An 18,776-nucleotide genomic window follows, 5' to 3' on the forward strand; every position below is an offset into this window, starting at 1 on the left:
AAGCATGGAGACAGGGATGATTTGCAAAACGCTTCGCGTGGCCTTCGGCCTCGCCTTCGCATCGCTGCTTGCCGGTACGGCGGTGGCGGCCGAAACCTATCCGGCCAAGCCGATCCGCCTGGTGGTCCCTTATCCGCCCGGCGGGTTCAACGACACCCTCGGCCGCGTGGTTGCCGGCAAGCTGAGCGCAGCCTGGGGCCAGCCGGTGATCGTCGACAACAAGCCGGGTGCCGGCACCATCATCGGCACCTCTTTCGTCGCCAAGGCCGCTGCCGACGGCTACACGCTGCTGGTGGTGCAGTTCCCGTTTGCCGCCAATCCCTGGCTGTACAAATCGCTGCCCTACGACACCAGCAAGGACTTCGTCCCGATTATCCTGGCCGGCCAGTCGCCGATGACGCTGGTGGTCTCGCGCGGTTCGGCGATCCGCTCGGTGCAGGACCTGGTGCGCGCGGCCAAGGCCGCGCCGGGCAGCATCAACTACGGCTCCTCCGGCAGCGGCTCGTCGAACCACCTGGCGATGGCGCTGTTCGAGCGCACCGCGGGCATCAGCCTGTCGCAGGTCCCCTACAAGGGCAGCACGCCGATGCTGACCGACCTGGGCGGCGGGCAGGTGGAGGTGGCGTTCGACGCGCTGCCGCATGTGCTGCCGCTGGTGCGCGCAGGGAAGATCCGCGCCATTGCCGTTGCCGACCACCATCGCGCGGCGTCCGCGCCGGAGTTGCCCACGGTATCGGAGGCGGGCGTGCCGGGCTACGAGGTTTCGTCCTGGCACGGCTTTGTCGCGCCGGCCGGTACGCCACCGGCCATCGTCAGCAGGCTCAACGCCGAGATCAACAAGATCCTGAAGATGGAGGACGTGCGCAAGACCTTCCAGGAGCAGGGGGTCGCGCCCGCGGGCGGCAGTGCCACGGACTTCACAACCTTTATCGGCAAGGAACTGGGCAAGTGGCAGAAGGTCGTCGGGGACGCAAGGATCCCGCCGCAATGAGCGATACAGCGCTGCTTAATGGCGCCCCGGCGGCGCGCACCGGCAGCGGCGACCAGCATGCGCTGCGCCAGGGCCGGGCCGAGCCGCCCCGCGTCGCGCCTGGCGACACCGCGCCGGTCCGCAAGCCGCATGTGGGCCGCTCGATGGAGCGGCTAGAAGACGCGGCGATCCTGTGCGGCCGCGGCCGCTATGGAGACGACCTTGCGATCAAGCCCGGTACGCTGCATGCAGCCGTGCTGCGTGCGCCGCATGCTCATGCGGAACTGGGCGAGATCGATGCCGCCGCCGCGCTGGCTGCGCCCGGTGTGCATGCGGTGCTGACCGGTGCGGACCTTGCCGCGTGGTCGCGCCCGTTCGTGGTCGGCGTGAAGTCGCCGATGGAGCAGTGGGCGCTTGCCGTCGATCGAGTGCGCTACGTCGGCGAGCCGGTTGCGGTGGTGGTGGCCGAAAGCCGGGCGCTGGCCGAGGACGCGCTGGACCTGGTCAAGGTGTCGTACCGTGTGCTGCCACCGGTGGTGTCCATCGAGGGCGCGCTGGAAGCCGGCGCGCCCGTGCTGCATCCGGCAGTCGGCACCAACGTGGTCAGTGACCGCAGTTTTCGCTATGGCGAGCCGGAAGCCGCGTTCGCGGCGGCGCCGCACAAGGTCAGCCTGACCGCGCACTACCCGCGCAATACCTGCGCGCCAATCGAGTGCGGCGTAGTGATCGCCGAATACCTGGCTGGCGAGGAAGGCTACGACGTCACCTCCAATTTCATGGGGCCGTTTTCGCTTCATGCGGTGATGGCCATGGCGCTCAAGGTGCCGGCGAATCGGCTGCGCCACAAGGCGCCACGCGACTCGGGCGGCAGCTTCGGCGTCAAGCAGGCCGTGTTTCCCTACGTGGTGCTGATGTGCCTGGCCGCACGCAAGGCCGGCGCACCGGTGAAGTGGGTGGAGGACCGGCTCGAGCACCTGAGCGCGGCCACCTCCGCGACCGCCCGCCTGACCACGCTGGAAGCCGCGGTCGAGGCCGATGGCCGCATCGTCGCACTTGCCTATGACCAGGTGGAGGACTGCGGCGGCTACCTGCGGGCGCCGGAACCGGCCACCTTTTACCGCATGCATGGCTGCCTGACGGGTGCCTACGCGATCCCGAACCTGCTGGTGCGCAACCGCGTCGTGCTCACCAACAAGACGCCCACCGGGCTGGTGCGCGGTTTTGGCGGTCCGCAGGTGTACTTTGCGCTGGAACGGCTGGTGCAGCGGATCGCGGTCGAACTGGGCCTGGACCCGCTCGATGTCTACCGGCGCAACTTCGTCGCCGCCGATGCCTTCCCTTACCGCACGCCGTCCGGCGCGCTGCTCGATTCCGGCAACTACCAGCTGGCGCTGGCGCGCGCGCAGGCCGAGGGTGGCTACGAAGCGCTGGTGCGGCGCCGTGACCAGGCGCGCAGTGAAGGGCGGCTGTACGGTATCGGCTTTGCGGCCATCGTCGAGCCGTCGGTGTCGAACATGGGGTATATCACCACGGCGATGCCAGCCGAGGCCCGCAAGAAGTCGGGTCCAAAGAACGGGGCGATCGCCAGTGCGACGGTCAGCGTGGACCTGCTGGGCGGCGTGGTGGTGACGATCGCGTCGACGCCCGCGGGCCAGGGCCATATGACCGTCTGCGCGCAGGTGGTTGCCGACGTACTGGGCATCGAGCCGGCCGACGTGGTCGTGAACGTCGAGTTCGATACGCACAAGGATGCCTGGTCGGTAGCTTCCGGCAACTACTCCAGCCGTTTCGCGGGCGCCGTGGCCGGTACGGTCCACCTGGCCGCTATGCGGGTGCGCGACAAGCTGGCGCGCATTGTCGCACCGCAGCTTGGCTGCGCACCCGAGTCGCTGGTGTTCGGGGATGGTCGCGTCTTCGTGCAAGGCGCCGCCGACGCGGGTTTGCCGTTTGGACGCGCGGCCAGCAATGCGCCGCACTGGTCGCCGCAGTTGTTGCCCGCGGGCGAGGAGCCGGGCCTGCGCGAGACCGTGTTCTGGTCGCCGCCCAACCTGGAGGCGCCGGACGAGGCCGACCGCATCAATGCCTCCGCCACGTATGGTTTTGCCTTCGACATGTGCGGGGTAGAGGTCGACCGCGCCACCGGGCGCGTGCGCATCGACCACTATGTCACCGCGCACGACGCTGGCACGCTGCTCAATCCGGCATTGGCCGACGGGCAGATCCGGGGCGCTTTTGCGCAGGGGCTGGGCGCGGCGTTGATGGAAGAGTTCCGTTACGGGGCGGACGGCAGCTTCCAGTCCGGCACGCTGGCCGACTACCTGATGCCGACCACCTGTGAAGTGCCGGACCCGGTCATCGTCCACCTGGAGACGCCGAGCCCATTCACGCCGCTAGGGGCCAAGGGCCTGGGCGAAGGCAACAACATGAGCACGCCGCCGTGCATCGCCAATGCCGTGGCCGACGCGCTCGGGATCCCCGACATCAGGCTGCCGCTGACGCCCGCCCGGGTGATGGCGCTGCTGGGCATCGACGACCCGCCACCCTCCCGCCCGGAACTGCTGGAGGCGGCGCGCGCAAGCCAGCCGGCTGCCGGCGGGCGCGGGGGCAAGGCGCTCACCGCGCGCGGCACGGTCGATCTGGCGGCCAGCCCGGAAGCCATCTTCGCGGTGCTGCTGGATCCCGAGGCGCTGGCCCGGGTGGTGCCCGGATGCCATGCGCTGGAGCGCACGGCCGAGAACCAGTACCGCGCCGACGTGACCGTTGGCGTGGGCATGATCAAGGCCCGCTACGCCGCCGAGATCTCGCTGTCCGATCTTGACCCGCCGCACCGTTTGCGGCTGGCCGGCGCCGGCATTTCGTCGCTGGGCAGTGCAAGCGGCAACGGCGTGGTCGAGCTCGTGCCGCACGGCAGCGGTACCCGCCTGACCTACGACTATGAGGCAGAGGTGTCCGGCAAGGTCGCCGCGGTCGGCGGGCGGATGCTGGAGGGCGCGGCCAAGGTGGTGCTGCGCCAATTGTTCGAATCGCTGGGGCGGCAGGCCGCCGGCGAGCCCGCGCAGGCGCCGGGCTGGTTGGCGCGCCTGCTTGCCCGCCTGGGAGTCCGCCGATGAAACCCGCGGCATTCGATTACGTGCGTGCGCGGACCACGCAGGAAGCACTGGAGGCGCTCGCGCGCGGCGGAGAGGGGGCCCGCGTACTGGCCGGGGGGCAGTCGCTGATGGCGGTGCTCAACATGCGGCTGGCGCAGCCCCAGCTGCTGGTCGATATCTCGCGCACTGACGAGCTCAATACCGTACGGGTCGAGCAGGGCCACCTCGTGGTCGGCGCCGCCGCCACGCAGGGGAGCGTCGAGTGGCGCCCGTCGCTGGCCGACGAGGTTCCCTTGCTGGCACTGGCGTTTCCGTACATCTCGCATTTCCAGATCCGCAACCGCGGTACCGTGTGCGGTTCGGTCGCCCACGCCGACCCCAGCGCGGAACTGCCGCTGGTGCTGCTCGCGCTGGGCGGCGAAGTGGTGCTGCGCTCCTCGCGCCGGCGCCGCGTGCTGCCCGCAGCGCGGTTCTTCCAGGGCATGTTGATGACGGCGCGCGAGCCGGATGAACTGGTGGAAGCGGTGCGCTTTCCGCTGCGCCGCGCGGGTGCGCGCTACGGCTTCACGGAGTTCTCGGCACGGCATGGCGACTTCGCGCTGGTCGCGTGCGCCGCCATCGTGACCGACGACGCCATCGCGCTCGCCGTGGGCGGCGTGGCCGACCGGCCGGTGCTGGAGACCTGGCCGCGCCTGGAAGGCCGCGCGCTGGCGGAGGCCATCAACGATTTCAGTTGGAAGCTGGGCGCACAGGATGACGCCCATGTCAGTGCGCAGTATCGCCGCCACCTGGTCAGGCAGCTGGGCATGCGGGTGATCGAGGAGGCAAAGTGAAACACAAAGGAACCATCGCCGCGGGTGAGTTGCCCGCTGCCGTGATGCGTCGCGACGAGCGGCGCTGTATCTCGGTAACCCTGAACGGCCGGCAGCGCAGCGGCTGGTGCGAATCGCGCGAACTGCTGTCGGACTTCCTGCGCCATGAACTGGGCGCCACCGGCACCCACGTGGGCTGCGAGCATGGCGTCTGCGGCGCCTGCACCGTACAGGTCGACGGCGTGGCCGCGCGCTCCTGCCTGATGCTCGCTGTGCAGGCCGAAGACCGCCGCATCGACACGGTCGAAGGACTGGCGCCGGACCACCAGCTTGGCGACCTGCAGTTGGCGTTCCGTCGCCACCATGCGCTGCAGTGCGGCTTCTGTACCGCGGGCATCCTGATGTCATGCGCGGACTACCTGCAGCGCGTGCCGGACCCCACCGAAGCCCAGGTGCGCGAGATGCTGTCCGGCCATATCTGCCGCTGTACCGGCTACACGCCGATCGTGGCTGCCGTGCTGGACGTGGCGGCCGCGCGCGCACAGGCACGCCGGGCCGGCGCGCAGCCCGCGAAGGAGGCAAGCCATGCTTGACCTGGGACGCACTTTCCTGCAAAGCGTGGAGCGCAGCCCGCACGCGCCCGCCATCGTCGATGGGGACCTGGGGTTGACCTATCTCCAATGGCACGAACGCATCCTGCGGGTGGCCGCGGGTTTGGAAGCGCAGGGCCTGCGGCGTGGCCAGCGGATCCTTGCCGTGCTGCAGAACCGCTGGGAGATGGCCACGCTCCACTGGGCCTGCCAGTTCACCGGCGTGGTGATGGTGCCGCTCAACTGGCGTGCCAAGGCCGACGAGATCGACTATTGCATTGGCGATGCGGAGATTCGTGCGCTGGTGTACGAACCCGTGAGCGCCGAGGCCGTGGCCGCAAGCGCGGCCGCGCAGGCCATGCCGCGCATCGGCCTGGACAACGTTGCCGGTGCGACGCTCGCCTTCGACACGCTGCTGGAAAGTGCACCGCACAGCGGCATCCCCCAGGCCGGCGCCGAGGATGTCTCGCTGATGCTCTACACCTCCGGCACCACCGGCAAGCCCAAGGGCGTGCCGCGCAGGCACCGGCAGGAACGCGCCGCGGCGCTGGCGCACGTGGCGCAAAACCTGTACCGGCACGGCGAGCGCACGCTGGGCGTGATGCCGCTGTACCACACCATGGGGGTGCGCTCGCTCCTGGCCATGGCGCTCGTTGACGGGCTGTTCGTCTGCCTGCGCCGCTGGCATGCCGCCCAGGCGCTGTCTGAGATCGCCCGCCTCCGGCTTACCTGCCTCTACCTGGTGCCGACGCTATACCACGACCTGCTCGGCGACCCGCAGTTCGATGCCGTGGACAGCAGTTCAGTCACCAAGCTGGGGTTTGCCGGCGCACCGATGAGCGATGCCTTGCTGCAACGCCTGGCCAAGGCCTTCAGGCCGGAGTTGTTCGTCAACCACTACGGCTCGTCGGAGGTATACACCTTCAGCGTCGACCAGCATGCCACGCGCAAGCCGGGCAGCGCGGGCCGCGCTGGGCTCAACACGCGGCTGCGGGTGGTGCGGCTCGATGCCAGTTCGCCCGATGCGCTGGCCACGCCGGGCGAGGAAGGGCAGATCATCGCCGACCTGCTTGGCGACGAGGCCTTCGAGGGCTACTGGAACCGCGACGACGCCAACAGGAAGTCGCTGCGCGACGGGTGGTACTTCACCGGGGACACCGGGTACTTCGATTCCGATGGCGACCTCTACGTGACCGGGCGGGTCGACGACATGATTATCAGCGGCGGTGAAAATATCTCGCCGGTAGAGATCGAGTCGGTGCTGTCGCTGCATCCTGCGGTCGATGAAGTGGCCGTGGCAGGCGTGTCCGATCCACGCTGGGGCCAGCGCGTGGTGGCCTTTGTCAAGCGCAAGGCCTTCGTCAGCGCCGACGGGCTCGACGGCCATTGCCGCGCGTCGGATCTGGTCAACTTCAAGCGACCACGCGACTACGTCTTCGTCGCCGATATCCCGAAGTCGCCGGTGGGCAAGATCCTGCGGCGCAAGCTGTCCGCGGGCGAGTACACCTGCGACGTGCTGCTGCCGCCGGACGGCGCGGCGTGAATTCCCGAGCAAAACCAAACCAGGAGCAAAGACATGACCCAACTGACCCACCGCGGCCAGGACCTGCTGAAGGATCTCGACGGCTTTTCCGTCGATGTCGACGCCGCGCGCGAGCGCGCCGACATCGTGCTGCATCGCCCGCCGTACAACGTCATCTCGATGCATGCCCGCGACCAGCTGCGCATGGCCTTCGAGGCGCTTGACGACGACGAGCGCGTGCGCGTGATCGTGGTGCGCGCCCAGGGCAAGCACTTTTCCAGCGGCGGCGATATCAAGGGCTTCCTCGAAGCTTCGCCCGAGCATGTGTCGAAGCTGGCATGGAACGTTGCGGCGCCGGCGCGGTGCAGCAAGCCGGTGATCGCCGCCACCCAGGGATACTGCTTCGGCGTGGGCTTCGAGTTGTCGCTGGCGTGCGATTTCCGCATCGCGACGGAAAGCACCGAATATGCGTTGCCCGAGCAGAAGCTGGGCCAGATCCCCGGTTCGGGCGGCTCGGCACGCCTGCAGAAGATGGTTGGCATCGGTCGCACCAAGGACATCGTCATGCGTTCGCGGCGCATCCCGGGCAAGCAGGCCTATGACTGGGGCCTTGCTGTCGACTGCGTGGCTGACAGTGAACTGGCCGCCGCTACCGATGCGCTGGTCGATGAGCTGCGCGGCTTCTCGCCGCTGGCGCAGCGCACCGCCAAGAAGCTGCTCAACGACACCGAGGACGCGCCGCTGTCGATCGCCATCGAACTGGAAGGCCATTGCTACAGCCGGCTGCGCAGCTCGGCGGACTTCCGCGAGGGCGTCGAGGCGTTCCACGGCAAACGCACGCCGGCCTTCCGCGGCGAGTGAAGGTGGCTGGGCCGCAAGGCGCTGCGGCGCCGCGCGGCCGGCGCGTCAAAGGGAACCTCTACAAGAAGCTGCCTTACGACACGGCCAGGGACCTGGTGCCGGTGGCGCTGGGCGCCTATTCGCCGAACCTTCTGGTAGTTCGCGAGGATTCGCCGATCCGCTCGCTCAAGGACTTCGTGGCGTTGGCCAGGTCAAAGCCGGGCAAGCTCAACTACGCGTCGGCGGGCAATGGCACGTCGAATCACCTGACCATGGAGTACTTCAAGAGCCTGGCAGGCATCGACCTTACGCAGGTGCCCTACAAGGGCAGCGCTGGGAGGCTCTGACAATCTCGAGCATTAGCGGAACGCTTAGCTTGCCGTAGCCGAACAAACGCCTCGCGTTGGCGCACACGATCCGCTCGATTTCATCGTCCGGCAGGGACATGAGCAGCGCAAGGCTTCCCGCCCCGACTCCCAGTGGCCGGTGCACGCCGATCTCCAGACTCGGGATATTGATGGCGTTCCGTCCTTCCGCACGAGCGACGGAGATGGCGTCCGCCCCGCTCCGGATCGTCATGAAGGCAATGCCGCCAGTCTCGTCTGCCAAACGCTTCAGCGATGGCTCGCAAAGCTGCCAGAGCTTGAAGTGAGAGGCCGCGGTCAGACCCAACTCGAAGAGACCATATCCCAGCAGATACCGCCGGGTGCGGTTGGCAGGGCGGTGCCGCGTTTGAAAGGGCGATCGAAGCGGTCGTGCCGGCGGACATCGAGGTCGTTACCCGCGACGGCAAGCTGGCGGGGGCGCCGGGCCACCGCGTTCGACACGCTGCTGCAGATATCGCCGACCACAGTAGACGCCGCGCAGGCGGCAACCGGTCCTCGATTGGTTCCACATCGGGATGAAGTTCAAGGGGGTGCAACGTTCTGTGTTCGGCAGCAAGACGATCGACTCGCTGGAACGGGAGTTGGTGGAAACCGGAGATCACTCACGCCAAGTGGCTGGTCTGGCATGGCAACGGCCGCAAAGCGTTGGAGCGCATCAAGGCATTGGACGCCGGACTCCTGACGAGGACGGAGTATGAATTCAGCACGCTGTGGTGGAACCTGGATAAAGTCTACTGGTACCTGAGGAACAACGCGCCTACGTTGGTCAACTACAGCGCTCGGTATCGAAAGGGCCTGCCCATTAGCAGTAGCATCGGAATGGGCGACGTCCCTGACAGCGAAGACAGGAGCAAGGGCCTGGATGACGCCCTGCGGGCGCCACGTTGATTGGCATGCTGCCGGCCACCGCTACGCCGGGCTTCGGTTCCCGAGCCCGCTCGTCGCGTGTCGCGTCCCTCATCCTGCCTCAGCAACCCGGTGAACATCGCCTGGTCTGTTCAGCTCCGTTAGCCAAGCGGCGACCCATCGGCGCGCAGCGTTTCGCCCCTGCGCTCGACGATCATGCCGTAGGCGTGCGGCTGCCAATGCAGGTCGAAGTTGAAGGTGGTGCGCTTGTATAGCGCGCAGAAGTCGAGGTCGCAGCGTGCGATCGCCACTTCGTCGCCCTTGGTGATGCAGCTCGCGACCACTTCGCCGGATGGCGCGATGATGCAGCTGCCGCCAATGCTGTCGACGCCTTCCTCGATCCCGGCCTTTGCCACGCCGACCACCCAGGTGCCGTTCTGGTAGGCGCCCGCCTGCATCGACAGCTGGTTGTGGAACAGCGACAGGTCGTCGTGCGCGGGCGCGGGCGCGTTGTGCACCGGCGTGTTGTAGCCGATCAGGACCATCTCCACCCCTTGCAGGCCCATCACGCGATAGGTCTCGGCCCAGCGCCGGTCGTTGCAGATGGCCATGCCGATCTTGCCACCGAAGGCCTCGGTGACGCCAAAGCGGTCACCGGGCGTGAAGTAACGCTTCTCCAGATGCTGGAAGCGGCGCCATGGTTCGTGCTCGCAGTGGCCGGGCAGATGCACCTTGCGGTATTTGCCGACGATGGTGCCGCTGCGGTCAACCAGGATCGAGGTGTTGTAGCGAACCTCGCGCCCGTTCTCGTTGGCCAGTTCCGCATAGCCGAGATAGAAGCCCACGCCGAGCTCACGCGACAGCGCGAACAGCGGCAGCGTGTCGGCACTCGGCATCTCGCGTTCAAAGAAGCTGTTGATTTCCCCATCGCTGTCCATATACCAGCGCGGGAAGAACGTGGTCAGCGCCAGTTCAGGGTAGACGATCAGGTGCGCGCCGCAGGCATGGGCTTCGCGCATCATTTCGCACAGCCGCGCGACCACCTGCACGCGCGTATCGGCGCGTGCGATCGGGCCCAGCTGGCCAAGTGCGACATGGATGAAACGGGACACGATTGACTCCTGAAATTCGGGGGAAGAGAAGGTGTTGGATCGGGGGGCTGTGCCCGGGTCGTTCAGGGACGGTTGGCCAGGCTGACGACCACGCGCATCAGCAGCTGCGCGCCCCGCACCAGGTCGGCCGCTTCGGTGAACTCGCGAACATTGTGGCTGAGTCCGCCCACGCTGGGAACGAAGATCATGCCCGCAGGGCAGACGCGCGCCAGCATCTGCGCGTCGTGGCCCGCTCCGCTCGGCATCCGCGTGGTCGACAGGCCTAGCGCGTCGCTGTGCCGCTGCACCAGGTCGGTCACCAGCGGGTCGAACGCCACCGGCTCGAAGCGCGCCAGCGAACGCTGGCGCAGCGCGACACCTTCCGTCGCGCAGGTCTGGTGCGCGAAGGCGAGCACCTCGGCTTCCGCCTGCGCGAGCGCCGTGACGTCGGTGTTGCGCAGATCGACGGTAAAGGTCGCGCGGTTCGGAATCACGTTGACGAGGTTCGGCTCGAAGCGGATCGCGCCGACCGTGCCGATCTGGCGGCCGCCGTAGCGCAGCGCCAGATCGTGCACGAAGGTGGCGATGCGTGCGGCGCAGTAGCCAGCGTCGTGCCGCAGGGCCATCGGCGTGGTGCCGGCATGGTTGGACACGCCTTCCAGCACGAATTCGGTCCAGCTGATTCCCTGCACGCCTTCAACCACGCCAATCTGCACGCCCATGCGCTCCAGCACCGGGCCCTGTTCGATATGCAGCTCGACAAAGCTGTCGACCTCGGGCCGGCCGACCGGCGCATCGCCGCGATAGCCGATTCGCTCCAGTTCCGCGCCGACCGTGCTGCCGTCGATGCCGCCTGCCGCGAGCGCTTCGTCGAGCGGCATGCCGCCCACGAAAACCAGCGAGCCCATCATGTCCGGCTGGAAGCGGGCGCCTTCCTCGTTGGTAAAGAAGGCGATCGCCAGCGGGCGGCGCAGCCGCACGCCGGCATCGCGCAGCGCAGCGACCACTTCCAGTCCGGCCATCACGCCATAGTTGCCGTCGTACCTGCCGCCAGTGCGTACCGTATCGATGTGCGAGCCGACCATCACCGGCGGCAGGTCTTCATGGCCGGCATGAATCGCGACGCCGTTGCCGATGGCATCGATGGTAACCTCCATGCCGAGCGCGCGCATTTGCGCGACGGTCCAGTCGCGCCCCGCGCGGTCGGCGTCAGTCAGCGCCAAGCGGCAGACGCCGCCGCCGTTGATGGCGCCATGCGTATTCAGTTCGTCGAGCCGGCGCAGCAACCGCGCACCGTCGATGCCCGGGAACTCGGTGTCGAGCGCCGTGCGGCCGCTGTCCGCGCTAAGGTTCGTTGTCATGCCTGCGCTCCCGCGCGCACGGCGTCGGCACTGCGCCCGACCAGCCGCGCGTACAACCCGGCATCGGTATCGGCCTCGCTGCCAACGAACAGCAGGCGGCTGCGCGCGCCGAGGCCCAGCGCTGCACGCGCTTGCGGATCTTGCATGCCCGCAATGGCGGCTGCCAGGCCCGCTACCGCGGATTCGCCGGCGACGATGGCGGGATCGCCATCAGCGGGATTCGCCAGCAAGCGCATCGTCGCCACCGCCGCTCCGTCATCGATGGTGCAGAAGGCATCCGCGCCGTGAGCCAGCACTTCCCACGCCAGCAGTGACACTTCTCCGCAGGCGAGGCCCGCCATCAGCGTATTGAGCGTGCCGGTCACCGCCGTCACGTGGCCGGCGCGCGCGCTGCGGTACAGGCAGTTGGCCGCGTCCGGCTCGACCACCACGAATACCGGGCGCTGCGCTGCGTTGCGTTCCCAGAAGTAGGCGCAGACGGCGGCGGCGAAACCGCCCACGCCGGCCTGGATGAAGACGTGCGTTGGCCACTCGGGCAGCGCGTCGACGGCCTCAGCCACCATGACCTGGTAGCCCTGCATGACATCTCGCGGGACGTCCATGTATCCGGGATACGAAGTGTCGGAAATCACGTGCCAGCCGCGTTCGCGAGCGTCGCGGTCGGCCTGCTGGACCGCCTGGTCGTAGTTGCCCGTAGTCCGTACCACGGTCGCGCCGACCTGCTCGATCGCCGCCTTGCGTCCTTCGCTGACGGCGGCGTGGATGTAGATCACGCAGGCGCAGCCGAACCGCCGGGCGCCCCATGCGACCGAACGCCCGTGGTTGCCATCGGTGGCGCAGGTCACCGTGTAATCGGCGCACAGCGCGCGCAGTTCGGGCGAAGTGAGGGCGGCAGGGGTCAACGCGCGGCCGATCCGCTTGCCGATCTCGCGCGCCAGCAGGCGGCCCACCGCATAGGCGCCGCCCAGTGCCTTGAAGCTGCCGAGACCGAAACGCGTGCCTTCGTCCTTGTAGTGGATCTTGCCGACGCCCAGCGCGGCGGCCAGCGCCGGCAGCGCATGCAGTGGCGTAGGCCGGTAGCCCTCCCAGGCGGTGATGGCGCGTTGCGCGGTGGCCAGCGCCGGCGCACCGAGAATGGCCTCGCGCGTGCTGCCATAGTCTTCGCTGCGGGTGCGCGCAGGGTTGACGAAAAGATCGAGCTTGAGCTGCGGTAACGTGGACATGGGACTTCCGGTGTTGACAGGAGAGGGGGTTGCGCGAGCCGACTCGCGCTGTATTCGGGATGCGGGGCGCTCACGCCTGCAGGTCGAGATCGTCGAGCAGGTCATGCGCGCGTTCGACCCGCGCCAACCGCGCACGCGCGCGCTTGCGGGCGCGCCGCGCCATCGCGGTGGCGAGGTAATTGACGAGGCTGGTCGCGGCTACATAGGAGTCGAACACCTGGTCGCCATGGTGCGAGCAGCGCAGCACGGCGGTGGCGTGCGTGGTCAGCGCGGAGACCGGGGCATCGCTGAGCAGGATGATCTTCGCCCCCGCCTCGGTGGCCAGCGTGACGATCGGTGCGAGCCGGCGCGCGCGGCGCCGGAAATCGATCGCGAGCAGCACGTCCTTGCTGTCGATTTCCGCGATCAGTTCGGCATCCTTGCCGGCCTGCTCGTTGAGCAGGTAGACCTCCGGCCGTACCTGCGACAGCAAGGCATTGGCATAGAAGGCCAGCATGAAGCTGTTGCGATAGCCGACCACCCAGACCCGGCGCGCATCGGCCAGTTCGCGCAGGGTGGTATCGAGTACCCGTTCGCTGAGCTGCTCCGGCAGGGCGGCCAGGCGGTGCGCGTCGAGCTGAACATGTGCCTGCAGTCCGGCGAACGCGGGTAAAGCCACACCAGTGCGAGCGCCACGCGGGGTGGCAGCGCGACCCATCTTTGCCAGCGGAGACTGGCTGGCGCGCTGGTCGCGCAACGCCTGCCGGAACGCGCCGAAGTCGGCATAGCCGAGCCGCCGGAAGAAGCGGGCGGCGCTCGCCTTGGACACGCTCGCCAGGTCGGCGAGCTCGGTAGCGGAGTATCCGAGCAACTCGGATTTGCGGCTGAGCAGTACGTCGGCGAGCTTCTTGTCGGTTCCGGAAAACTCACCGTAGCACTGGATGATCTGCGCTTCGAGCGCGTCGTAAGTGTTCATGTCGGAGCGATCGATTGCGATACCTGGGTCTCGTTCCGGCTGCACCGGTTTGGCGCCGTCTCGCACAGTTATGGAACCAGAGTTTCTCTATTTGTAGCATGTGAAACTACTGTTCCACGTTTCGATCGTTCCCGAGCAAAGACGATGCCAACTGCCACCATGGCTTGCCTGATCTCGCGTAATCCGTCGAATCTAAAGAGAGTGTTATCTCTTCCTGGTTCCGGGCGACGCTTCAAGGAGCCGTGGCATGCATCTTGCGAATTGGCCCTTCGTTCTCCTCGACCGACTGAAGAAAGGGTGTTTTATGAAACGCAGACAGTTCACCGCCATTGCCACCGTCCTCGTCACTGCCGCCCTGGTCGCCATGGCGCCTGCGCAGGCCGACGATTCCCTGACCGCGGTGATGGCGAAGAAGTCGATTGCAATCGGCATCCCGGTCGACTTTGCGCCGTATGGCTTCATGGGCCCCGACCTGAAGCCGCAGGGGCTCGATGTGGCCGTGGCGCAGATGATTGCCGACAAGATGGGCGTCAAGGCCGACCTTGTGCCGGTCAGCACGCCTAACCGCATTCCCTATCTGCAAACGAAGAAGATCGACCTGATCGTGTCGGCGCTGGGCAAGAACGCCGAGCGTGCCAAGGTGATCGACTTCACGATCGCCTATGCGCCGTTCTACCAGGCGGTGTTCGGGCCGAAGAGCCTGAGCATCAAGAGTTTTGCCGACCTTGGGGGCAAGACCATCGCTGTGACGCGCGGCACCATTCAGGACGACGTGCTGCAGCAGGTCGCGCCGCCCACGCTGAAGATCCAGCGCTTCGAGGATGACAACTCGACGGTGGCCGCCTTCGTGACGCAGCAGACCCAGCTGGTTGCCACCGGGGCTGCGGTCGCCGCCATGGCGATCCAGAAGTATCCGAAGGTGGACGCCGAATACAAGCTGCTGCTGAAGGACTCGCCTAACTTTATCGGCGTGCGCAAGGGCGAAACCGCACTGCTGGCCAAGGTCAACGAGATCCTGCGCCAAGCCAGGGCCGACGGCACGCTGGGTAACTATGCGCAGCGCTGGCTCGGCCGCGGCACCGGCGAGCTGCCCGAATAAGAACCTGCCAAGACCGCGGCGGCGCGCGCCGTCGCGGGTTCCACCTTCGCTTCTGTGTGGCTGTTGCGTATGATTTCCTTTGATTTCGGGCCAGTGCTCTCGCAATGGCCGATGCTGCTGCAGGGCCTCTTCCTGACCGTTCTGCTGACGGCATTCTCGGCAGTCGCCGGCACCGTGCTCGGCATCGGGTGCGCCTGGTCGCGCCTGCACGCGCCGGCGTGGGTGCGCGCCATGGTCGGCGGCTATGTCGAGGCGATCCGCAACACCCCTTACATCATTCAGCTGTTCTTCGTCTTCTTCGGCCTGCCGACGATTGGCGTGCGGCTGACGCCCGAGGTGGCCTGCGTGTTGTCGATGACGCTCAACCTGGGCGCCTACGCCTGCGAGATCATCCGCGCCGGCCTCGAATCCACGCCGCGCGGGCAGATCGAAGCCGCGCAGAGCCTGGCGCTCGACCGCTGGCAGATCTTCACGCGCGTGGTGCTGCCGCCTTCGCTCAAGCGTGTCTGGCCAGCACTGGTCGGCCAGATCATCATCGTGATGCTGGGCTCGTCGGTCTGCAGCCAGATCTCCGCGGAGGAAATGTCCTATGCGGCAAACCTTATCGCCAGCCGCACCTTCCGGAACTTTGAAGCTTATATCGCCGTTGCCGTCGCGTACCTGGCGCTGGCCGTTGCGGTGCGCCAGGCCCTGAACTGGATCGGGCCGCGCTTTTTGTTCGGACGCTGACAGGAGACGGCCATGATCGAGTTTTCACTGTGGGACATCTTCCGCAACCTGCTGCTGGCGTTGCGCTGGACCGTCGGACTGTCGCTGATTGCTTTCGTCGGCGGCGGCGTCGTCGGCCTGCTGCTGCTGGTGGCGCGCATTTCCCGGGTGCCGGGGGCGGGGCGCGGCATTGCGTTGTACGTGCAGCTGTTCCAGGGCACGCCGTTGCTGATGCAGCTCTTCCTGGCCTATTTCGGGCTGGCGCTGATCGGCATCGAAACCTCGGCGCTGTTCGCCGCCGCATTGTGTCTCACGCTCTATGCCAGCGCCTACCTGACCGAGATCTGGCGCGGCTGCGTCGATGCGATTCCGCGCGGCCAATGGGAAGCATCGGCCAGCCTTGCGCTGAACCTGCGCGAGCAATTGCGCTACGTGATCCTGCCGCAGGCGGCCCGCATCGCGGTGGCGCCGACGGTGGGCTTTATGGTGCAGATCGTCAAAGGCACTGCGCTGGCTTCGGTGATCGGCTTCGTCGAAGTGACCAAGGCCGGGCAGATGATCTCGAACGCGACCTTCCAGCCCTTCTTGGTCTATAGCTGCGTCGCGTTGCTGTATTTCGCGCTGTGCTTCCCGCTGTCGCTCTGGAGCCGCAGGCTCGAACGCGGCTGGCAGGCGCATGCCTGAATCCGCAGATAGAACCGCGACGGGGGCTCGCACCGAGCCCCCCACCCACGCCTACCAAGCCTTAGCAAGGCTCTCCAAGCTGCATATCCATGTCCACATCACACGCCACCACCCAGCCATTTGCTCTCGTCGATGTCGAGGGCCTGCATAAGCAGTATGGCGACAACGAAGTCCTGAAGGGCATCGACTTGCAGATCGGCCGGCGTGAGGTCGTCTGCATCATTGGCCGCAGCGGTTCTGGAAAGAGCACGCTGCTGCGCTGCCTGAACGGGCTCGAGACTTTCCAGCAAGGCAAGCTGTCGATCGACGGCCAGGTGCTGCGTCACGGCGACGCGAAGACGATGCGCGAACTGCGACAGAGCGTCGGCATGATCTTCCAGAATTTCAACCTGTTCCCACACCTGACCGCAGGCCAGAACGTGATGCTCGCGCCCACGCTGGTCAAGGACGTGCCGAAGGCGGATGCGCGCCGGCGCGCGCAGGCACTGCTGCAGCGCGTCGGCCTCGGCGAGAAGTTCGACAGCTACCCCGACCAGCTCAGTGGCGGACAGCAGCAGCGCGTGGCGATCGCCCGCGCGCTGGCGATGGACCCGGCCGTGCTGCTGTGCGACGAAATCACTTCGGCACTGGACCCGGAGCTGGTGGGAGAGGTGCTGAGTGTGGTCGAGTCGCTCGCCGCCGACGGCATGACGCTGATCATGGTCACGCACGAGATGAACTTTGCGCGCAAGGTCAGCGACCGCATCGTCTTCATGCACCACGGCAGGGTGCACGAGACCGGCACCCCTGAGCAGCTGTTCGGCGACCCACGGACGGCGGAATTGCAGCAGTTCCTGTCGGCCATGCACGGCTGATCCGCGGCGCAGCTGCCCGAACTGCTGAACACCGGTGTGATCGAAGGCTTTCTTCCTCGAAGTCGAGGCCGCCTTCCCCGGAGCGCCACGACGAACCAGGTGGCGTTCGCCGCGTCGGGCCCCTCGCGGCCCGGACGTACAGCGTGCGTGGGCGACTGGACTGGCTGGCGACGCGAGGCGCGGTTCAGGCGACGGCGGCTTCCCGGCTGCCGATCAAGCTGCGCAACCGCAGCTCCTCGGGCGTAAACTCCGGGCCGCGTATTGCCCCGAATGCCTGAGCCGCTGCCAGCGTCCGGGTCGGCGCGTCGTTCAGGTGGTCTGGGCCTTGCAGGCGGAACGAGACCGGCGACAGGGGGCCGAACAACAGCGCGCGTTCGAGCTCGGGCCAGCGCGCCAGATCGGGCTCCGCGCCGATCTGGCGCGCCAGCGAAACCGCAAGATCATGTAGCACTGGCTGCTGCCCGCGCTGCCGCATCGCCCGGCACGCCGCCAGCCCTTGCGCCATCTGTGTCGGCGACGGCATGGGTGCCAGGCCGGCCAGCGTGTAGGCAATCCAACGGGCCTGCAGTTCGAGCACCGGCAGATAGGGGCCGACCAGATTGTAGAGGCCGACGAAGGCCAGTCCCCGGAGGTTCGGGTGAAAGGTATGAGCGTGCAGGTCTAGCCCCCTGCCGTCGTAGTTCAGCGTGCGTGCAATGTCTGGCGCCAACCACGGCACCGACAGGCCATAGCCGGTTCCGAAGAGAATCGCATCGGGCGTTGCGACAGTGCCGTCGGTAAAGCGCACGGTGCCCCCGTCGATGCGGTCGATCCAGGGGCGCACGGTAACGCGGCCTTCGGCCACCGCCGGCAGGAATCCCTGTGACTGGGAGATGCCCGCCGCAAACACATTGGCATCGGGCACTGGCGCCCCAAACTGGTCGGGCGCGCCGCCGGCCCGAAGCACGGCCGCCTTCAGGCTATCCGCTAGCGCCTCGGCCGGAAGCGCCTCGCCCGCCAGCGCTGCCGCGCGGTGGAACAGCATATGTTCGGCCGGCACGCCCGCAATTAGCTTAGGGACAATATAACGCTGGCGGCGGTAGGCTGCTGTGACGTTTGCTCCGCCAAAAGCGAGATCAGAGGCGACTTCCAGGGCGCTGATCGAACAGCCGGCCACCAGCACAGAACGGCCTCGGTAAGGCTCAGCACCCTTGTAACGCGCGGTATGTGCGATACCGAGCGCGCCGGTAAAGTTCGCCATGCCAGGAATGTCGGGCAGTAGCGGCACGGCTTGCGCGCCCGTGGCCACGATTACCTGGCTGAAGCTCTCTTCGTGCATTCTGCTCGCACTGCGCGAGCGTAGCCGCCAGCAGCCGCCCTCCGCGGCCTCGAGGCGCTCGACACGCGTGCCGAAGCGGATGCAGCGCAGCAAATCGAAGCGGGCTGCATAGCGCTCCAGATAGGCAAGCATTTGATCCTGGCGCGGATACGTCGCGACATCTGTGCCATGGTCCAGGTCGGAGAAGGCCGACGTGACTCGGCTGGTGTTTGTGCGCATCCCGGACCAGGTCGCGCTGGCCGCGCTGCACAAGTTCCATTGACCGCCGAGCCGGTCGCCGGCCTCGAACAGGATCGGCTCGAAGCCGTGCTGCAGCAGCCAGCGAGCCGAGACCAAGCCGCCCGGGCCGGCGCCGATGATGGCAACCTGCCTGCTTTTCGGATGTTGCATGGTGGGACTACCCTTTTGTCGATGGTCCCAACGTTATA

16 protein-coding genes are annotated in these 18,776 nt (G+C 67.2%); 11 read left to right on the forward strand and 5 right to left on the reverse strand.

Annotated elements, in window-relative coordinates; all coding sequences use genetic code 11:
• Window positions 1-16: 16 nt before the first annotated feature.
• The 7 genes from IPF36_RS17445 to IPF36_RS17475 are packed head-to-tail and all read left to right on the forward strand — an operon-like array spanning window position 17 to window position 8,170.
• Window positions 17-991 (forward strand): tripartite tricarboxylate transporter substrate binding protein, encoded by a 975-nt coding sequence (locus tag IPF36_RS17445; RefSeq protein WP_195429260.1) that lies wholly within the window; start codon window positions 17-19, stop codon window positions 989-991.
• Entirely contained in the window at window positions 988-4,080 is a 3,093-nt protein-coding gene (locus IPF36_RS17450) for a molybdopterin cofactor-binding domain-containing protein (protein ID WP_255519822.1), read from the forward strand. The genes IPF36_RS17445 and IPF36_RS17450 overlap by 4 nt, the downstream gene beginning before the upstream one ends.
• Complete coding sequence (locus IPF36_RS17455) at window positions 4,077-4,892, forward strand: xanthine dehydrogenase family protein subunit M (RefSeq protein WP_195429262.1); 816 nt, start codon at window positions 4,077-4,079, stop codon at window positions 4,890-4,892. Before IPF36_RS17450 ends, IPF36_RS17455 begins: the two co-directional genes overlap by 4 nt.
• 44 nt (window positions 4,893-4,936) lie before the next feature.
• Window positions 4,937-5,464 (forward strand): (2Fe-2S)-binding protein, encoded by a 528-nt coding sequence (locus IPF36_RS17460; RefSeq protein WP_133092984.1) that lies wholly within the window; start codon window positions 4,937-4,939, stop codon window positions 5,462-5,464.
• Window positions 5,457-7,004, forward strand: coding sequence for an AMP-binding protein (locus IPF36_RS17465; RefSeq protein WP_195429264.1), 1,548 nt, complete (start codon window positions 5,457-5,459; stop codon window positions 7,002-7,004). Before IPF36_RS17460 ends, IPF36_RS17465 begins: the two co-directional genes overlap by 8 nt.
• A 33-nt stretch (window positions 7,005-7,037) precedes the next feature.
• Window positions 7,038-7,844, forward strand: a complete 807-nt coding sequence (locus IPF36_RS17470; protein ID WP_133092737.1) for an enoyl-CoA hydratase/isomerase family protein — start codon at window positions 7,038-7,040, stop codon at window positions 7,842-7,844.
• A 2-nt stretch (window positions 7,845-7,846) separates the two neighbouring features.
• Window positions 7,847-8,170 carry a tripartite tricarboxylate transporter substrate-binding protein gene (locus IPF36_RS17475; RefSeq protein WP_368671166.1) on the forward strand — a complete coding sequence of 108 codons (324 nt, stop codon included), beginning with the start codon at window positions 7,847-7,849 and terminating at the stop codon, window positions 8,168-8,170.
• A gap of 1,046 nt (window positions 8,171-9,216) precedes the next feature.
• On the opposite strand, the gene IPF36_RS17480 is transcribed toward IPF36_RS17475, so the two are convergent.
• The 4 genes from IPF36_RS17480 to IPF36_RS17495 all read right to left on the reverse strand — a co-directional run bounded on the left by IPF36_RS17480 (window position 9,217) and on the right by IPF36_RS17495 (window position 13,685).
• Window positions 9,217-10,167, reverse strand: a complete 951-nt coding sequence (locus tag IPF36_RS17480; RefSeq protein WP_195429268.1) for an N-carbamoyl-D-amino-acid hydrolase — start codon at window positions 10,165-10,167, stop codon at window positions 9,217-9,219.
• A 62-nt stretch (window positions 10,168-10,229) separates the two neighbouring features.
• Window positions 10,230-11,507, reverse strand: coding sequence for a Zn-dependent hydrolase (locus tag IPF36_RS17485; RefSeq protein WP_133092726.1), 1,278 nt, complete (start codon window positions 11,505-11,507; stop codon window positions 10,230-10,232).
• On the reverse strand, window positions 11,504-12,730 hold the full coding sequence (locus IPF36_RS17490) for a diaminopropionate ammonia-lyase (protein ID WP_195429270.1): 1,227 nt from the start codon (window positions 12,728-12,730) through the stop codon (window positions 11,504-11,506). The genes IPF36_RS17485 and IPF36_RS17490 overlap by 4 nt, the downstream gene beginning before the upstream one ends.
• Before the next feature lie 70 nt (window positions 12,731-12,800).
• Window positions 12,801-13,685 carry a MurR/RpiR family transcriptional regulator gene (locus IPF36_RS17495; RefSeq protein ID WP_195429272.1) on the reverse strand — a complete coding sequence of 295 codons (885 nt, stop codon included), beginning with the start codon at window positions 13,683-13,685 and terminating at the stop codon, window positions 12,801-12,803.
• Between the two features lie 304 nt (window positions 13,686-13,989).
• On the opposite strand from IPF36_RS17495, the gene IPF36_RS17500 reads away from it, so the two are divergent.
• The 4 genes from IPF36_RS17500 (at window position 13,990) to IPF36_RS17515 (ending at window position 17,030) form a co-directional block, all read left to right on the forward strand.
• Window positions 13,990-14,784 carry a transporter substrate-binding domain-containing protein gene (locus IPF36_RS17500; protein WP_133092723.1) on the forward strand — a complete coding sequence of 265 codons (795 nt, stop codon included), beginning with the start codon at window positions 13,990-13,992 and terminating at the stop codon, window positions 14,782-14,784.
• Window positions 14,785-14,853: 69 nt separating this feature from the next.
• Window positions 14,854-15,513 carry an amino acid ABC transporter permease gene (locus IPF36_RS17505; RefSeq protein WP_133092722.1) on the forward strand — a complete coding sequence of 220 codons (660 nt, stop codon included), beginning with the start codon at window positions 14,854-14,856 and terminating at the stop codon, window positions 15,511-15,513.
• A gap of 12 nt (window positions 15,514-15,525) precedes the next feature.
• Window positions 15,526-16,176, forward strand: coding sequence for an amino acid ABC transporter permease (locus IPF36_RS17510; protein WP_133092721.1), 651 nt, complete (start codon window positions 15,526-15,528; stop codon window positions 16,174-16,176).
• An 89-nt stretch (window positions 16,177-16,265) separates the two neighbouring features.
• The gene (locus IPF36_RS17515; protein WP_133092720.1) at window positions 16,266-17,030 is read left to right on the forward strand and encodes an amino acid ABC transporter ATP-binding protein; all 765 of its coding nucleotides are present in this window, start codon (window positions 16,266-16,268) and stop codon (window positions 17,028-17,030) included.
• A gap of 184 nt (window positions 17,031-17,214) precedes the next feature.
• Here IPF36_RS17515 and IPF36_RS17520 read toward each other — a convergent pair whose 3' ends face one another.
• Complete coding sequence (locus IPF36_RS17520; protein WP_195429274.1) at window positions 17,215-18,738, reverse strand: NAD(P)/FAD-dependent oxidoreductase; 1,524 nt, start codon at window positions 18,736-18,738, stop codon at window positions 17,215-17,217.
• Window positions 18,739-18,776: the final 38 nt, after the last annotated feature.

Origin of the sequence: Cupriavidus sp. IK-TO18 (genome assembly GCF_015549295.1) — a bacterium.
In the GTDB taxonomy this organism is placed as follows: domain Bacteria; phylum Pseudomonadota; class Gammaproteobacteria; order Burkholderiales; family Burkholderiaceae; genus Cupriavidus; species Cupriavidus oxalaticus_A.

Excerpts from the sequence above, each read along its gene's own strand:
- IPF36_RS17445 (WP_195429260.1), top strand. The coding sequence starts at position 17 with ATGATTTGCAAAACGCTTCGCGTGGCCTTCGGCCTCGCCTTCGCATCG.
- IPF36_RS17450 (WP_255519822.1), top strand. The coding sequence starts at position 988 with ATGAGCGATACAGCGCTGCTTAATGGCGCCCCGGCGGCGCGCACCGGC.
- IPF36_RS17455 (WP_195429262.1), top strand. The coding sequence starts at position 4,077 with ATGAAACCCGCGGCATTCGATTACGTGCGTGCGCGGACCACGCAGGAA.
- IPF36_RS17460 (WP_133092984.1), top strand. The coding sequence starts at position 4,937 with ATGCGTCGCGACGAGCGGCGCTGTATCTCGGTAACCCTGAACGGCCGG.
- IPF36_RS17465 (WP_195429264.1), top strand. The coding sequence starts at position 5,457 with ATGCTTGACCTGGGACGCACTTTCCTGCAAAGCGTGGAGCGCAGCCCG.
- IPF36_RS17470 (WP_133092737.1), top strand. The coding sequence starts at position 7,038 with ATGACCCAACTGACCCACCGCGGCCAGGACCTGCTGAAGGATCTCGAC.
- IPF36_RS17485 (WP_133092726.1), bottom strand. The coding sequence starts at position 11,507 with ATGACAACGAACCTTAGCGCGGACAGCGGCCGCACGGCGCTCGACACC.
- IPF36_RS17490 (WP_195429270.1), bottom strand. The coding sequence starts at position 12,730 with ATGTCCACGTTACCGCAGCTCAAGCTCGATCTTTTCGTCAACCCTGCG.
- IPF36_RS17495 (WP_195429272.1), bottom strand. The coding sequence starts at position 13,685 with ATGAACACTTACGACGCGCTCGAAGCGCAGATCATCCAGTGCTACGGT.
- IPF36_RS17500 (WP_133092723.1), top strand. The coding sequence starts at position 13,990 with ATGAAACGCAGACAGTTCACCGCCATTGCCACCGTCCTCGTCACTGCC.
- IPF36_RS17505 (WP_133092722.1), top strand. The coding sequence starts at position 14,854 with ATGATTTCCTTTGATTTCGGGCCAGTGCTCTCGCAATGGCCGATGCTG.
- IPF36_RS17510 (WP_133092721.1), top strand. The coding sequence starts at position 15,526 with ATGATCGAGTTTTCACTGTGGGACATCTTCCGCAACCTGCTGCTGGCG.
- IPF36_RS17515 (WP_133092720.1), top strand. The coding sequence starts at position 16,266 with ATGTCCACATCACACGCCACCACCCAGCCATTTGCTCTCGTCGATGTC.
- IPF36_RS17520 (WP_195429274.1), bottom strand. The coding sequence starts at position 18,738 with ATGCAACATCCGAAAAGCAGGCAGGTTGCCATCATCGGCGCCGGCCCG.